The sequence below is a fragment of the Pontibacter sp. H249 genome (assembly GCF_037892465.1).
Lineage (GTDB): Bacteria > Bacteroidota > Bacteroidia > Cytophagales > Hymenobacteraceae > Pontibacter.
This window is the reverse complement of the sequence record NZ_JBBKTR010000003.1, coordinates 267,696-283,980: the sequence shown is the minus strand read 5'-3', so window position 1 is coordinate 283,980 and position 16,285 is coordinate 267,696. Positions and strand designations below refer to the sequence as shown.

Sequence of the window (16,285 nt, the reverse complement as noted above, 5' to 3'; positions counted from 1 at the left end):
TAGATCTATACTTGCCAGGGCCATTGCAGCCTTAGCTAGGCGCAAAGTAACGCCAAAAAGAGAACTAATGCACCTAAAATCAAAAGGGGTTGGCCGAATTTTCGACCAACCCCTTTGTATACTTGCTTAAAGCTCTTATGAGTCGGATTGACTACAAGTGAATTACCTCGTCGTAAGCAGCTGCAGCAGCCTCCATGATAGCCTCGCTCATGGTTGGGTGCGGGTGTACTGACTTAATGATCTCATGACCGGTAGTTTCTAATTTGCGAGCAACCACTACTTCTGCGATCATCTCTGTCACGTTAGCACCAATCATGTGCGCGCCCAGGAACTCGCCGTACTTCGCGTCGAAAATCACCTTCACGAAACCGTCTTTAGCACCAGCTGCACTTGCTTTACCAGATGCAGAGAATGGAAACTTGCCTACTTTAATTTCCAGGCCTTGCTCACGGGCTGCTTTCTCAGTTAAGCCAACAGAAGCAATCTCCGGAGAGCAATACGTACAGCCAGGGATGTTGCCGTAGTTTAATGGCTCTGGGTTATGGCCCGCCATTTTTTCTACGCAGATGATACCCTCGGCAGAAGCAACGTGTGCCAGTGCCGGACCAGGAACAATGTCACCGATGGCGTAGATGCCGTCTACGTTTGTTTTGTAGAACTCATCCACCACTAAACGGCCTTTATCTACTTTAATACCAAGCTCCTCAAGGCCGATGTTCTCCAGGTTTGTCTGGATACCTACCGCCGAAAGTACAACCTCAGCTTCAAGTATCTGCTCGCCTTTAGCTGTTTTAACATTCACTTTGCAGATATCGCCGCTTGTATCCACAGACTCTACAGAAGAATCTGTCATGATCTCGATGCCTGACTTACGGAATGACTTAGATAACTGGCGCGATACTTCTTCATCCTCAACAGGAACGATGTTCGGCATGTACTCTACAATCGTTACTTTAGTGCCCATTGCGTTGTAGAAGTATGCAAACTCCACCCCGATAGCACCAGAACCTACTACTACCATGCTCTCCGGCTTTTTATCTAAAGCCATAGCCTGGCGGTAACCAATAATTTTCTTGCCATCAATCGGCAGGTTAGGAAGCTCACGTGAACGGGCACCGGTTGCAATGATGATGTTGTCTGCCTCTACCGTAGATTTTTTACCCTCCGCGTCAGTAACCTCAATTTTACCTTTGCCCACGATCTTACCATTACCCATAATCGCATCGATCTTGTTTTTGCGGAACAGGAACTGGATGCCTTTGCTCATGCCATCGGCAACACCGCGGCTACGCTTCACAACAGCGTTAAAATCTACAGAAGCATCTCCTATAGTAATACCGTAGTCAGCCGCATGGTTGATATACTCGAATACGTTTGCGCTTTTAAGCAGTGCTTTTGTAGGGATACAGCCCCAGTTAAGGCAGATACCACCCAGCGACTCACGCTCGATAACACCTACTTTCATACCCAGCTGCGAGGCACGGATTGCAGCCACATAACCGCCCGGGCCACTACCTAGCACTACTAAATCGTATTTTGATGCCATAATATCTTATTTAAAGTTGATGAGCAAAATTAAGCGATAATCCTTACTTCGCAAAACCGCTATGCTCATACTTATGGATAGCACAAAGCGAAGAACAGTATTGTACGATGAGACTAAAAAAAGTATAAAGTATAGAAATAGCTTTTAAGATTGTGCTATTGTGCTGTACTTTGCATTATTGATATATACGATACCTCTGTTGCATGACAAAAATTTTACCTTTTATACTTTTTATTTTAGTCTCTTTTTCAGCGCTGGCACAGCAATCTGCCAAAGATTATTTTATCAGCGGAAACGAAAAGTTTAATGCCGGCAAGTATACCGAAGCCATTAAAGACTATAACGAGGTACTGAAACTGGAGCCGAAACATGCACCTACCTTAACTAACAGAGGAGTTGCCAAAGACAGGCTACAAAAATACAGAGAAGCCATAGAAGACTTTACGAAGGCCATTGCCGCCGACCCAAAGTATACTGAGGCTTACCTGAGCCGCGGCCTCTCCAAGTATAACCTGAAAGATTACCGCAGCGCCTTGCTCGATTTTAACAAGGGCATTGAGTTAGACCCCAAAGATTTCAAAGCTTATAATAACCGGGGCCTGGTTCGTTATGGTTTAAGAGACTTCAGCGGCGCAATTGCAGATTATACTAAGGCTATCGAATTAAGCCCAAAATACGAGCAGGCATACTATAACCGTGGCGCGCCAAAGTATAACCTAGGCGATAAAACCGGTGCTTGCTCCGACTGGACCAAAGCAAAGTCGCTGGGTTTGAAAGATGCGGATCTGTATCTGAAGAAATACTGCCAGTAATTAGAGTTTGTAAACTATAAAGTTGAATGGTTAGAAAGTTAGGTACTTTCTAACCATTTTTTCGTGAGACCGGATCCAACCACCCCTAGCCCCTCCTTTTCTAAAGCGGGGCTAGGGGTGGTTGGATCCGGCGTTGCTGATACAGCGGCAAACATACATAAACTATAAAAACACTCTGATATATAGCGTAATCTGCAGCGTATAGCAGTCTCTACTAATAAACTTAAAACCAAAAAAGGCGCTTTAGCAGCGCCTTTTTCAAAGTATAAATTAGTGTTACATTCTATGCATCTGTAGGTTCTTTGGCTTTATCAGCAGCAAGCAATGGCTGTTTCACATCTTTCATATCGATTGCCTCCATCCTGCGCATCGTTTCTTCTTTCAAGGCAGTAAAACTTTCTAAATTCTTCTTCTTTATCGGGTCAGCAGTTGGGAGTTTCACGCTTAGTGCATCTACTTGTCTGCCATTCTTCCAGAAGCGGTAGCAAAGGTGAGGACCTGTAGCAAGTCCGGTGCTGCCTACGTAACCAATTGTTTGGCCCTGCTTTACACGCGCACCTGCTTTAACACCTCTTGCAAATTTAGACATATGAAGGTACTGGGTTGTATACGTCTTATTATGCTGGATTTTAACATAGTAGCCATTGCCCCTGGTATACCTTGCCTCTAGTACTTTTCCATCTCCTACAGTACGTATAGGCGTGCCACGAGGCGCAGCAAAGTCGGTGCCCAGGTGCGGTTTGTAGCGCTTCTGCACCGGATGGAAACGGCGCTTAGAGAAACGTGAACTGATACGGCTATACTCCAGTGGCTCTTTCAGGAAGGCTCTTTTCAGGCTTTGCCCTTTCTGGTCGTAATATCCCATTCCGTTGCCTTGGTCATAGCCGATAGCGTATACTTCCTGACCGTTATGCTCAAATACAGCAGATTTCAGTTCGCCATAGCCGATAGTGGTGCCGTTCACTACCTTCTCATCATAAATCAGCTTAAACTTATCGCCATGTTGCAGGTGGCTTAAATTTAGGCGCCAGGCGTAAATATCTGCAAACTTATTTACCAGTTGGGCCGAGCCTCCAGCTGCCACCATGTCTTCGAAAAGAGAGTTTTTAATTTCCCCAGCAAGTGTACGCTCTATTACTTCAATGTCACGCTTCACATGTGTTACCTCGGTTTCGCCTCGTAAGTCGTAGATAACATACTCTACAGGGTTTGGCTCATAGATAAAGTAACGGGCAGTTTGAGCAGAATCAAGGGCATGAAGTATGGTGTAGTTGCTTCTGGCTGCTATACGGCGCACGCTGTATACCTCTTTTGCCTTTTTGGCGAGCATGTACACCTGTGTTGGAGATATGTTATACTTTGCCAGTATTTCTGAGATATTCTCACCCCTTTTCACCTCATCCTCCACAATTACCAATGTATCGGTTGGGATACCATACACTACTGGGGCCGGCTTAGGTGCTTCCTTTGCCTTTACCAGTTGCATACCGGTTTTCACATCATTTTGGAGTGCAAGTGCCTCATCGGAGTAAAGATTTAGTAGTCGTGCCGCAATAATGCAACAAAGCAGCAACAAAGCGATTAGGGTGGCTATCCCTTTTCCACGTTTGTACATCACAAAAATACCTTTGGTTGGAAAGTTGCCACGAAAATATACTTTAACTCATAGAAAAAAAAGCCAATTTCAATACAATAATCAGATTATAAATATGTTACAATAGTTTTACCAAAAGTCAATATAGCACTTCAACAGCTGCCAATTTAGTTCTTGTACATATTACTACTTTAGTATATAAAGTATAATCATTTAATATACAACAACTTACAAGCAGGTTTTAGAACGTTTTTAAACTGCTTTCGCAAAAAACATTTCTTTTTATAACTTTGACCTCCATGAAAGCATTAGAAGGAAAAGTAGCTCTGGTAACGGGAGCATCAAAAGGAATAGGCCGCGCCATTGCAGAGAAATTTGTAGAGGCTGGCGCCAAGGTAGCGTTCACCTACCTGTCAAGTGTAGAAAAAGGCCAGGCCCTGGAGCAGGAGCTATCCGCTAACGGCGGTGTTGCAAAAGGCTATCGTTCTGATGCCTCTAACACAGCACAGGCAGAGCAACTGGTAGAGGACGTGGTAAAAGAGTTCGGCAAGATCGACATCGTTGTAAACAACGCCGGCATTACCCGCGACGGCCTGTTGATGCGCATGAACGAAGAGCAGTGGGACGCGGTGATCAACACCAACCTGAAGTCTGTGTTTAACGTGACAAAGGCTGCTACCAAGCACATGATGCGTGCTAAAGTTGGCTCTGTTATCAACATTACTTCTGTAGTAGGTATAAAAGGTAACGCTGGCCAGGCAAACTACGCGGCTTCTAAGGCTGGTATTATTGGCTTTACAAAGTCTGTGGCGCTGGAGCTGGGCTCACGCAACATCCGTTGCAACGCTATTGCCCCGGGCTTTATAGAAACCGAAATGACTGGCGAGCTTGACCAGAAAGTAGTAGACGAGTGGAGAAAAGCAATTCCGTTAAAGCGCGGCGGCTCACCAGAGGATGTGGCTAAAGCAGCTGTGTTCCTGGCATCCGACGAGTCGGCTTACATTACAGGCCAGACCCTGCAGGTAGACGGCGGCATGCTTACTTAGTAATTATTGATTATAAAGTATGAATTAAATTTATACTTTGTAATTCAGAAGGCCAATGCTCCGGCGTATTCGTTAGCAGCATTGGCCTTTTTGTTTTATATTTATACTTATACTTCCCTACCCTTATAGAGCTTAAAATATGAAAACAGAAATGATAGCCTACAAACCTAATTTCAAATCATTCCTGATATACTTTGCTTTAATGTTTGGGCTGTTTACTGTAATGATAGTTACATATTATCTGATTTTTGAAGACGAAGAAGCCTTCACTGATTATTTAACAGGATTCTTCTACCTCTACTTTTTTATTCCTGTAATTAACGCTGCCTCCTTTGCATTTTCAACCCGCAAACATGACTATATAATTTCAGGCATAGATGACCCGATACATGTAGCCAACTGGGCTGTAGAACTGTTGCAGCAGAAAGGCATGCGCATTAAAGCTACAACGGGCAACAGTACTGTTCTGGAGTCTGGAAACAAATTTTTCAGGTGGCTAAACAACTGGTTTGGCACAGAACTAATTGCTATAAGTGCTTCGGAGTATGAAGTGGTTGCAACAGGCAACTTCAGGTATATCGATATACTTGACTCAAGAATTAAGTTCGGAAATGTAGATTTTAAAAATCAGCCGTCAAAGCAACTTTAGGTGGTACACACATTTCTGAAAGTCCAATGCTCCGGCGTATTCGTTAGCAGCATTGGCCTTTTTGTTTTATATTTATTCTCCACTGCACCACATACTGTCATACTTAAACCCAGCTAATGAAAACTCACCTTTACGCTCATAACCCTAAGCTTACTATATTCCTGAAATTCTGGCTGTTGACACTATCTTTGATGATGCTGTTGGTCGCAGCTTTTTATTTGCTTCTTAACCAGGGAGAACAAATAAAAGATTATGTAAGATCTGCCGGGCCTATACTTTTTATTTTGCCGCTAATAAATGGGATAATTGGCGCATATAATGGCCGCAAACATACGTTTACAATTAGACAAGTTGATGATCCGAGCCATGCAGCTGTTTGGGCTGTGGAGTTGCTGCAAAAGAACGGCATGCGAATCAAAAACGAGCAACCTCAGCAGACTGTTCTAGAGCCAACAAGCAGTGTACTGAGATGGTTTGGCAACCGGTTCGGAACAGAGCAGGCAACCGTGAGTTATACTGAAAATGCAGTAACTGTAGCAGGCAATTTTAAATACATAGATATCGTAGATACAAAAATCAAATTCGGACGCGTAGCTTTTCATAATCAGACAGGTAAACTTTAGTTATAGGAGTTACATCATTAGCACAGGCCCAGGCATGAATATAAAGACCTTCTCTCATCAGCCGGATATCAGAATATTTTTGAAGTCCCTGGTGCTAATGCTTTTCATAATGTCGGTGTTAGCAATGGCTTTCTATTTAATTTTTAGCGCTGGAGAACCTATAAAAGAATACCTAAAATCGGCTGCTTTTATACTTTTATTCTTACCTGTGATAAACTCAATCACAAAAGCGTACAGCGACCGTAAGTACACTTTTATCGTTTCAGAGGTTGATGACACGGCATGTGTTAAAAACTGGGCTGTGAGCATTCTGCAGCAGAATGGCATGCGGATTAAATCTGCTACAGCACAGCAAACAGTTCTGGAACCTGACAAAAAGTTTTTTAGGTGGCTAAACCACTGGTTTGGAACAGAACTCGTTAAAGTAAACTATTCTGAGCACAAGTTTTCAGCCACAGGGCATTATAGATACATTGATGTACTGGATTCGAAAGCCAGATTCAGCAGAACGTCTTTTCGTTAAGATGTATCTTACAGTCACAACTATTAATTAAGCAATTGTAATTCATAAGCACAAACTTGAACAGCTTCCGACTCATAACTACCTACTCTCCCTGGCTTATACTTGCCTGCCTGGCTCTTGGCTTGCTGTATGCCTGGCTGCTGTACAGCAAGCGCGCACCCTGGCCTAAAAGTATAAACTATCCTTTGGCTGCGCTGCGTTTTGTAGTGGTGAGCTTTATCTGTTTTCTATTGCTAGGGCCGCTGGTGCGCTATGTATCTAACACCACCCAGGAGCCAACTATAATTTTTGCGCTGGATAATTCGCAGTCAGTACAGCTTTTCTCTGATTCGGTGCAGCTAAAACAGGCGGAGCAGGGCTTGCAAAGCATACTTGCCAAATTACAGGATGCCGGCTACAGAACTGAGGTTAGAACGCTTGCCAACGAGCAGCGGCAAAGTATAAATAACCTAACGTATACTTCCGAAACCACGAATCTTAGCCAACTGCTGGCGCAGGTACAGGAAGAGTACACTGAACAGAACCTGGCAGGTGTGGTGCTGTTGTCGGATGGCATCGTAAACCAGGGCATCTCCCCTACCTACGCCAACTACGGTTATACTTTATACCCTGTAGCTGTGGGTGATACGGTGCCTAAGAAAGACGTACTGGTAGCCTCATTACGCTACAACAAGGTTAACTACAGCGGCAACCGCTTTCCGCTGGAGGTGGAGCTGCAGCAGGAAGGCTTCGGCGGCAGACCGGCAAACGTTGTACTAAAAGAAAATGGCAAGGCTATCGCCAATAAAAGGGTAACGCTGCAGGCAAACCAGCCGGTGCAGCAGGTGCCATTTCAGGTGCTGGCATCCAGTTTAGGAAAACGCCACTACGAAATTGAGGTGCAGCCGCTACAGGGAGAATTTACCACCCTCAACAACACCAAACATGCTTACATAGATGTAGTAAAAGGCAAGATAAAAATACTCATAGCCGCCGCTGCCCCACACCCCGATATCAAGGCCATACGTGCTGCCATAGAGTCGAATGAGAACTATGAAACAGAGCTGTATATACCCGGCCTCACGCAGCTAAAGCAGCAGGATTACGATGTGGCGGTGCTGCACCAGCTGCCGGGTCGTGTAGCCGGCGGCGAGGCTGCTTTAAACCTGGTGCGCCAGAAAGGTTTACCTACTTTGTACATACTTGGCCCGCAAAGCGACCTGAACGATTATAACCGCCTGAACGTGGGCCTGAACATCAGCAGCAACGGACAAGCTGATGAAGTTACGCCGGTAGCCAATGTCAACTTTACTACATTTACCTTACCCGAAGCTACCACAGAGCGCCTGCAGCAATACCCTCCTGCCAGGGTGCCATTCGGCGATGTGCGGGTAAACCCTAATACCGAGGTGGTGCTGTACCAGCAGGTAGGCCGCGTAAAAACAAATAAACCGATGCTAGCCGTGCAAACCTCCGGAGACAAACGCAATGCAACGCTGCTGGCTTCTGGTATCTGGCAATGGCGCATTATGGAGAATGCCAACAACGAGCAGCCTGAAGTATACGATAAACTGATGACAAACCTGATTCAACTGCTCAGCGCACCCCGCAACAAAAAGCGACTGAACGTATACCCGATACAAACAGAGTATACCAGCTCCGATGAAATACGCTTTAACGCAGAGGCTTACAACGAGGCACTAGAGCCAATTTATGGTCAGAACATCACATTAAGTATAAAAAACGACGAGGGTGAGACCAAGCGATTTAACTTTGCCAACGGCGAAAACCAGGCCGGCGTAAACATAGGCACCTTACAAGGCGGCCGCTATACCTATACTGCCTCCGCCAGAATAAACGGACAAGTGCAGCAGGACAAAGGCGAGTTTGTGGTGGAAGAGCTGCAACTGGAGGCGCTTAGCTCTGTTGCCGACCATAACCTACTTTACCAGTTGGCCAGTAACACCGGTTCTAAGCTTTACCACCCAGGCACGCTGCAGCAGTTGGAGCAGGATCTGTTAACCGCTGATCACAAAGCTAAAATCTACAGCTCCGAAGAATTGAAAGATTTGGTAGACCTGAAGTGGCTGTTTTTCCTGCTGCTGGGCTTTATCTGCGTGGAGTGGTTTATCAGAAAGTATAATGGTAGTTATTAAAGTTTATACTTTCCACCCCTGTCTTGCAACTGTTTCATAAGTTTTAGAATCATAGAGTTACACCTAAAACACTCACTGTATGAAAAACTTACTACTTGCCCTAGCTCTGCTTTGCGTATTAACTTCTTGTTCTAAAGATGATACGCCTGATGCCATGACCACTGAGTTCGCTGCAGGCGAATACCCTCAGAAGTGGCAGCTTGTAAAAATGACGGGCAATATTGCCAACGCACCTGCACTAACAGGAGCAGCTATGCCATGGCAGGAGTTCTATGTTTTTAACTCGAACAGCTCTTTTACCAAAACCAGGGAACGCAACGGTGTAACTACAGCAGCATCGGGCACCTTTAAGATTGAGAATTTAACTACTGAAAAGCTTCTTACACTAACCTATAGCAGTACCAATGATATTATAGGCAGCTGCACCTCAGCTGAGGCAACAGAAACGTTAGGCTTTATGTCTGACGGCACGCTACATAATACATGGAACGCCTGCGATGGCCCAGGTTTAGCTTACAAAAGAGTTAAATTCGAAGCAGGAGATAATTAATTATTCAACCTCCAAAACTATGAGCATTTCCAGCACTCCTACCCCTGTAATACTTGAGACAAAGCGTATGCACTTGCGCCTTATGTCGCCAGAAATCTATGGCCATGTGCTGGCCAGTTATTCTGACCAGGAAATTAAATCATACTTTGGCTTTACAACTGACCAGGAGTTAGCTACTGAAAAAGAAAACTACAGAAAGGGCTACACAACTTATTTTATTTCCTTTGCCAACTTCTTTATGTTGGATAAAGAGAACGGCAGGGTACTTGGCAGATGCGGTTATCATACCTGGATTCCGAAACACAGAAGGGCTGAAATAGGATACCACCTGCTCCACGATAAGGATAAAGGCAAAGGATTGATGACAGAGGCCTTAGGTGCTATACTTGCCTATGGTTTTGAGCAGATGCATTTGCATAGAGTGGAAGCCTTGTTAGCAGAATACAACACGCCATCCCGTAAGCTCCTGCAACGATATGGTTTTAAGGACGAAGGTATCGTAAGAGGCCATTATATTGTAGATGGTGTAAACGAAGACTCACTTCTTGTATCTTTGTTGCTGCCGGAGTATGAGCAGCTAAAAAGTACCTGGAGCCTGCAACAGCAGCCGGCTTAGTCTATACACTCAAAAAATCTACTATTGAAATACTACATCATCAACAAACCTTACGAGGTACTTACACAGTTTACTGACGAAGCCGGCAGAGCCACCCTTAAAGACTACGTGCCTGTACCAAACATTTATCCTGTTGGCCGCCTCGACTACGACAGTGAAGGAATGGTACTTTTAACCGACGATAAAACGCTGCAGCACCGCCTCTCTGACCCGCAGTTTAAGGTTGAAAAAACGTATTGGGTACAGGTAGATGGCATACCCACAGACGAGGCACTTACCCGTTTAAGACTCGGCGTACTGATAAAAGGTACAAAAACGGCACCTGCCAAAGTACAACTGCTCGAAGAAGGGCCACAAGTATGGGAACGCTCCACTCCTATCCGTTTCCGAAAGAACATACCAACCTCTTGGGTAGAAATAAAGATATCGCAGGGCATGAACCGCCAGGTACGCCGCATGACAGCTGCTGTAGGCTACCCGACCCTGCGCCTGATTCGCCCGGCGATTGGTCTGCTTACACTAGGCAACCTGCAACCCGGAGCGTATCGCGAACTAACACCAGAAGAAGTTGCGCAACTTAAAAGTATAGCTGCTAAGGCGCCAAAAGCAGCCGGTGCCAAAAAATCAGGAACCTTTGGCAGTAAAGGCAAGGGCGGTGGCAAAAAGCCGGGTGACAGAGGTGGTTTCCGGAAGCAGATAAATTAATATACCTTTATTATATTTATACAAAAGTATATTAATCTTGCACTTACGCCTATAAACCATGAAAGCCACTGCCATTGAGGTACCTGTTTCTGAAGATCTTAAGCTCCGTGAGATATCGTTAAGCGATGCCCCTGCAGTTTTTAACCTGATAAATACGAACAGAGAATTTCTGCGCAAATGGCTCCCGTTTGTAGACTACAGCAAGGCCGTTACGGATACCGAAGCATTTATTAAATCAGTAACGGCAGCTGGCAACACCTCTGACCTTGTTTTTGTGGTGCTGTACCAGGAGCAGCATGTGGGGGTAATCGGTTTTAAAAGTATAGACCCTGCCAACCTGAAACTGGAAATTGGCTACTGGCTTGCCGAACAGCATCAGCATAAAGGCATTGTGATTCGTAGCTGTGCCGCACTCTTAAAGTATACCTTCGAGAAAATGCAGATGAACAGGGTGCAGATAAAAGTTGGCATAGGCAATATGCATAGTAACAGCATTCCTAAAAAGCTCCATTTTACCTTTGAGGGCATAGAACGCGACGGCGAGCTGCTCAGCAATGGCCAGTTCCACGACCTGGAAGTATACAGCCTACTGCGCTGGGAATGGGCCAAAGAGCAGAAGTTTATACTTTAGAACGCTGCCCCTACAGTAAGCGAAACAGCCCGGCCCCTGCTGTCAGAGTCGCTTCTGTTAAACATTTCCGTAAAGCCGTGGTGGTACATCAGGTCTAGGTTTAGCAGCCACAGCTCAAAGCCAACGCCACCGTTCAGGGCAAACTGTGCCTTTGTAATGTCGCTGCGCTGTATGTTTAGGTTATTGTCTTTAACATCAAACGCATAGGCAAACGATGGCCCGATCATAAACCGGATCTCAGATGCCAGAAAACCGTCATAATCGGTTCTGTAACCAAGCAAAACCGGCACCCGGAGGTAACGCACCACCAGTTGGTCGCGTTCTCCTGCTCTTGGTTGGTCGTTTGTAATGAGGTTGGTATTGTGGCTCACAAAGTTTACCTCAGGTTGTACATAGATACTTTCCCCGATCCGGGCAAAAATCCCAACCTCAGGACCTAAGGCTGCATCAGCTTCTTGTATGTAAGCATCGTCTGGTAAAAAGAAAAGGTTTAAACCGGCCTTTGCGCCTAATTTAAAATTTGGTCTGTCGGACTGAGCTTGCAAACTTGATAATGGTAGAACAAGACAGGCAAGCAGGAATGAAAGTATGAGGTAACATTTTTTCATGGCAGTATAAGTTTACTTACACTTAACCAACATACGCCACGTAAGCTTCGTTTATGGAAAACGCTTAAAGGTAGCCTGCCATACTTTTTATTTAGTGTAGCATAGCTTTTCCTCTTGTACACTGCTCCACCAGGTTTGCTGTTTTAAAAATTTAGTCTTTGCCGTTGCCAAGCAGTACTGAGATAGGCCTCATCTGCTCGTGCTTATCTGCAATGAGTTTAAGTATGGCCAGGAAAGGAATGAATAGGATCATACCGGATGCACCCCAAAGTATACCTCCGGCCACAATAGCCAAAAGCGTAAACAGCATATTAACGCGCAGCCTGTAACTTACCGCCCACGGGAAAATAAGATTCGCCTCTAAGTACTGCACTATCCCAAACACAATTATTACCCCGATAGGATACCAGATCGTGTCATACGTGACCCATGCAATAGCCATAGGCAGTATGGCACCAAGGGTAATACCCACATAGGGTATAAACGTAAGTATGGAAGCCACAACACCAAAAAATATAGCATGCGGAATACCCAGTAGCAACAACCCTATGCTATTAAGAACTGCCACAATCAGGTATACAATGGCCATGCCTTTAATAAAGTTGTAGTAGGTGATAATGGTTTCCTGAAGTATAAGCCGGATCTTTTTCTGCTCATCTTTCCGGAACAGCAGAAACAAGCCATGCACTAGTTGCTCTCGGTAGTAAAGTATAAGGGCGACATAAACAGGAATCAGCAGCAGCAGTACCAAGCCAACTGTTGAAGTATAAACTACACCCTGCACCATGTTAAACGCACTCGACGCTGCATCAGAGGCAAGCCCCTGCAACCACTCTTTCTGCCTGTCTGTGTCGATGTTATAGGCGTGCTCCAAGTGCTCACTTAGCTTCTCCCAGGTAAGTATCAGTTTTGCCTCTACTCCCGGCCATTCTTTGGTAAAGCGCATCATTTGCCGCACCAACAGCCATCCCAGCAAACCTACCACCGAGAGCAACAGAAACAAGCACAAACCGATTGCCCCCCATCGAGGTACTTTTTTCATCTCCAGCCACCTGCAAATCGGGTAAAGTATAAAGCTGATGAGCAAGGCAAAACTCAGCGGTATGAACAGGCTCTTCCCAACGTAAAGTATAGCCGCCACCAGCACAATGCCCAGGAGCAACTTCAACCAGTCAACTTTAGATTGGGTATCCATAAAAATAGGGTATATTAGTGTTTTTAAACGCTATACTTAGCTGCAGGGTCAGCAAGAATTAACTATACCTGAAACTACACAAATTCCTCAAATCTTATTTACTATGACAAAATTTAAAATGACTGCTCTTGCCCTGGCTGCCTTGCTTATGGGTGGTGTGGTACAGGCGCAAAAGCTGAAAGGTATTAAAGAACCTGAGGTTACCCGCCTTATAAAAACGCTAAGCGCCGACGACATGCAGGGCCGTGCTTCTTTTACGCCGGGTGGCGAGAAAGCGGCCGACTTTATTGCCAGCGAATTCAGGAAGACAAAGCTGAAGCCTTTGCCAGGTGAGGATGATTTTAAGCAGACTTTTAAAGTATACCGTGTCTCTCCGTCTGCCCTAAATGTAACGATAGACGGCTCGGAGTTGGAGGCAGAAAAAGTAGTGGCCAGCACCAGCCACCAGAGCCTGAACTGGCAGTCAGGCGGCGCTAGACAGGTAGTAGCTATCGCTGAGACTGATGACTTTAGAGAGGCATTTGGCCGGGTTGGCAAAATAGATGCGGACGTACTGGTACTGGTTCATCCGAAGCATGCACCAATCTTTGCAAACTACCAGCGCTACCTACGCAGAGGCTCCATTTTAAAAGAAACCGGCAAAGGCCACAGCAGAGTATTTGCTCTAACAGATAAAACCGCGCCTTCTAATTTCAGTGTGGAGGTTAAGAACAATGTAGAGGAACTACAACTAACCAACGTAGGCGGTATGATTGAGGGCAAGCGTAAAAATGAATTTGTTGTTTTCTCAGGCCACTACGACCACATCGGCATCCAAAAACCAATAGACGGCGACAGCATTGCCAACGGTGCCGATGACGATGCCTCTGGTGTAACAGCGATGATGACTTTAGCCAACTATTACAAAAAGCAGGGCAAGCCTGAGCGCAGCATTCTTTTTGTAGCGTTTGCAGCAGAAGAGATAGGCGGCTATGGATCAAGGCATTTTTCGGAGCAGCTAAACCCTGATGAAATTGTGGCCATGTTTAACATCGAAATGGTGGGCAAGCCTTCTAGGTTTGGCCCGAACAGTGCCTACTTAACAGGCTTTGAGCGCTCCAGCCTTGGCCAACTGATGCAGAACAGCCTGCAGGGCACTACTTATAGCATCCACCCAGACCCGTATCCGGAGCAGAACCTGTTTTACCGCTCTGATAATGCCACTTTGGCTCGTTTAGGTGTTCCGGCTCATACTATCTCGTCGGTGCAGATAGATCAGGATAAAACCTACCACACCGTAAATGATGAGTTTGAGATGCTGGACATGGCCCACATGACAAGTATGATCAGAGCAATAGCATTGGCATCTAAAAGTGTAGTAAACGGCCAAGAAACACCAACAAGAGTAGACAAGTCTCAAGTACAATAAACGTTACTTTATACTCCCAAATTAAACAGCAGCTTGATAACAGGTTGCTGTTTTTTTATACCCTGCACAATTGCACTCGTATAAAAATGTATAATGTAATATGAGATTTGTTCTACTATATATAGTTATTCTTTTTTACGCTATACCTGTTATTTCTCAAGAGCCTCAGTTTAAATGGGGAGAAAAGTTAAATCGAAAATTCGGCCAGCTCGACAAATTAGATATAATAGGTGTGGATGAAGATGGCTTTTACGCTACTTACACAGTAAATGAACAAATTACCTTAGAGCATTACGACCCGCAGCACAAGCGCTTTTGGACTACTGCATTGCTGCCTCATACGCCTGATGGGCATAAGGCCGACTTTCATAGCGTGCAGATGATAAAAAGCAGGTTATACTTGTTCTCAAGCAGTACCGGCGACGGTGAAACACAGGTATATGCGCAAGAGATCAGTCACAATGGCAATTACCACTCCCAGATAAAAGTTGTAGCACAGGGTGTAGCCGGCGAAAAAACCATCATAGAAACATCCGAAGATGACGCTGCAGTTGCTGTATTAATAACAGGCAGTAACAAGAGTACAGTAACCTTACTAACAGGTTCCTTCAGCACTAACTGGTCGCAGCACTTGACCATAAGTGGTAACGCAGAAGAATTGCTGGTGCAGCCAGATGGCACTGTTTACCTTTTAGCTAAAGCACCAGCCGCCGCACCGGCAACCACAGCATACTACCTGTATCAGTTTAACAAAAAGAACGGCACCCAGAGCCTACTGGTATTAGGGCACATGGATTACAGGCCTCTTAGTGCAAAGCTAACCGCTACACCAGATGGCAACGTAGTTGTAGCAGGATATATGTCACCGTCGAGCTCTGTGGCCAGTCATCACCCGGAACCAGTGGGCACGTTTATCTACAGAATAGAGAAGCACAACATGCAGAACCCTTTTTCCGCCTACACCTCTTTCAGCAGGCAATTCATATCTGATTACAAACGCTTTAAACCTGACAACGATAACAGCCAACGTTTACGCAACCTGCACCTCGACAAAGTAATTCCGCTCAGCAGTGGTGGCCTTTACTTACTGGGCGAGGTATGTGTTAACGAGGACAGAGCAGGAACCATGGTGTACCATAATAATGATATTATTCTGATAAAGCTGCGCCAGAACGGCACTCCTGTATTTGCCACTAGTATAAATAAGCTGCAAAACGGCACTAATAAGCAAAACACCATACGCTCATACTTTGCTGCCATAGTGCAGGATACTCTCCGAGTACTTTACCTTAACTTTGAATATAACAAGCTACAAGATAACATCGCTATGTTTAGCCATAAGTATACTTTAAAAACGCCAGTGTTGGTAAGTATACTTCCGGACGGAAAGCAAAACATAAAACGATTAAACCAAACACAAACTGGCCGAGACCATGGCTTTTACCTCAGGCCCTGCTCTGCTTACGAGCTATCTAATACAGAATATATCGTAATCGGCATGGGGCCCGAATTTTACCGGTATGGCCGTATGACTTTCTAAAGTATACCCCTTGTAGTCTTTACAATAAGTATAACTGCCGTAAACGCAAAGGTGGCGCCAGGTACATAAAGCCCAAATCATACTTAATCCTCTTAATTTGCGGT

The 16,285-nt window shown here is 45.2% G+C and carries 16 protein-coding genes; 12 read left to right on the top strand and 4 right to left on the bottom strand.

What is annotated here, in order from left to right; translation table 11 throughout:
• Positions 1–151 precede the first annotated feature (151 nt).
• Positions 152–1,546, bottom strand: coding sequence for a dihydrolipoyl dehydrogenase (gene lpdA, locus WG943_RS06035; RefSeq protein WP_340407483.1), 1,395 nt, complete (start codon positions 1,544–1,546; stop codon positions 152–154).
• Between the two features lie 203 nt (positions 1,547–1,749).
• Here lpdA and WG943_RS06030 point away from each other — a divergent pair, with 203 nt between their 5' ends.
• Positions 1,750–2,358: a tetratricopeptide repeat protein gene (locus WG943_RS06030; RefSeq protein ID WP_340407481.1), complete on the top strand. Its 609-nt coding sequence runs from the start codon at positions 1,750–1,752 to the stop codon at positions 2,356–2,358.
• A gap of 283 nt (positions 2,359–2,641) precedes the next feature.
• On the opposite strand, the gene WG943_RS06025 is transcribed toward WG943_RS06030, so the two are convergent.
• Positions 2,642–3,973 carry a peptidoglycan DD-metalloendopeptidase family protein gene (locus WG943_RS06025; protein ID WP_340407480.1) on the bottom strand — a complete coding sequence of 444 codons (1,332 nt, stop codon included), beginning with the start codon at positions 3,971–3,973 and terminating at the stop codon, positions 2,642–2,644.
• Between the two features lie 278 nt (positions 3,974–4,251).
• Here WG943_RS06025 and fabG point away from each other — a divergent pair, with 278 nt between their 5' ends.
• From fabG to WG943_RS05980, 9 genes are all read left to right on the top strand, one after another.
• Positions 4,252–4,998 carry a 3-oxoacyl-[acyl-carrier-protein] reductase gene (gene fabG, locus WG943_RS06020; protein ID WP_187069034.1) on the top strand — a complete coding sequence of 249 codons (747 nt, stop codon included), beginning with the start codon at positions 4,252–4,254 and terminating at the stop codon, positions 4,996–4,998.
• A gap of 139 nt (positions 4,999–5,137) precedes the next feature.
• The gene (locus WG943_RS06015; protein WP_340407479.1) at positions 5,138–5,647 is read left to right on the top strand and encodes a hypothetical protein; all 510 of its coding nucleotides are present in this window, start codon (positions 5,138–5,140) and stop codon (positions 5,645–5,647) included.
• Between the two features lie 116 nt (positions 5,648–5,763).
• Positions 5,764–6,270: a hypothetical protein gene (locus WG943_RS06010; protein WP_340407476.1), complete on the top strand. Its 507-nt coding sequence runs from the start codon at positions 5,764–5,766 to the stop codon at positions 6,268–6,270.
• Between the two features lie 124 nt (positions 6,271–6,394).
• Complete coding sequence (locus WG943_RS06005; RefSeq protein ID WP_340407475.1) at positions 6,395–6,793, top strand: hypothetical protein; 399 nt, start codon at positions 6,395–6,397, stop codon at positions 6,791–6,793.
• A gap of 56 nt (positions 6,794–6,849) precedes the next feature.
• Entirely contained in the window at positions 6,850–8,928 is a 2,079-nt protein-coding gene (locus tag WG943_RS06000) for a VWA domain-containing protein (RefSeq protein WP_340407474.1), read from the top strand.
• A gap of 79 nt (positions 8,929–9,007) precedes the next feature.
• Positions 9,008–9,478 (top strand): hypothetical protein, encoded by a 471-nt coding sequence (locus WG943_RS05995; protein WP_340407473.1) that lies wholly within the window; start codon positions 9,008–9,010, stop codon positions 9,476–9,478.
• Positions 9,479–9,497: 19 nt separating this feature from the next.
• Positions 9,498–10,094 (top strand): GNAT family N-acetyltransferase, encoded by a 597-nt coding sequence (locus WG943_RS05990; RefSeq protein WP_340407471.1) that lies wholly within the window; start codon positions 9,498–9,500, stop codon positions 10,092–10,094.
• A 24-nt stretch (positions 10,095–10,118) separates the two neighbouring features.
• Positions 10,119–10,799: a pseudouridine synthase gene (locus WG943_RS05985; RefSeq protein WP_340407469.1), complete on the top strand. Its 681-nt coding sequence runs from the start codon at positions 10,119–10,121 to the stop codon at positions 10,797–10,799.
• A gap of 58 nt (positions 10,800–10,857) precedes the next feature.
• Complete coding sequence (locus tag WG943_RS05980; RefSeq protein ID WP_340407468.1) at positions 10,858–11,430, top strand: GNAT family N-acetyltransferase; 573 nt, start codon at positions 10,858–10,860, stop codon at positions 11,428–11,430.
• On the opposite strand, the gene WG943_RS05975 is transcribed toward WG943_RS05980, so the two are convergent.
• Together WG943_RS05975 and WG943_RS05970 are read right to left on the bottom strand one after the other, a co-directional pair.
• Positions 11,427–12,038 carry a porin family protein gene (locus tag WG943_RS05975; RefSeq protein WP_340407467.1) on the bottom strand — a complete coding sequence of 204 codons (612 nt, stop codon included), beginning with the start codon at positions 12,036–12,038 and terminating at the stop codon, positions 11,427–11,429. The genes WG943_RS05980 and WG943_RS05975 overlap by 4 nt on opposite strands.
• Positions 12,039–12,189: 151 nt before the next feature.
• The gene (locus WG943_RS05970) at positions 12,190–13,233 is read right to left on the bottom strand and encodes an AI-2E family transporter (RefSeq protein WP_340407465.1); all 1,044 of its coding nucleotides are present in this window, start codon (positions 13,231–13,233) and stop codon (positions 12,190–12,192) included.
• A gap of 103 nt (positions 13,234–13,336) precedes the next feature.
• Between WG943_RS05970 and WG943_RS05965 the strand changes: the two genes are divergently transcribed.
• Together WG943_RS05965 and WG943_RS05960 are read left to right on the top strand one after the other, a co-directional pair.
• Positions 13,337–14,641: a M20/M25/M40 family metallo-hydrolase gene (locus WG943_RS05965; RefSeq protein WP_340407464.1), complete on the top strand. Its 1,305-nt coding sequence runs from the start codon at positions 13,337–13,339 to the stop codon at positions 14,639–14,641.
• Between the two features lie 100 nt (positions 14,642–14,741).
• Positions 14,742–16,181: a hypothetical protein gene (locus WG943_RS05960; protein WP_340407463.1), complete on the top strand. Its 1,440-nt coding sequence runs from the start codon at positions 14,742–14,744 to the stop codon at positions 16,179–16,181.
• Positions 16,182–16,285: the final 104 nt, after the last annotated feature.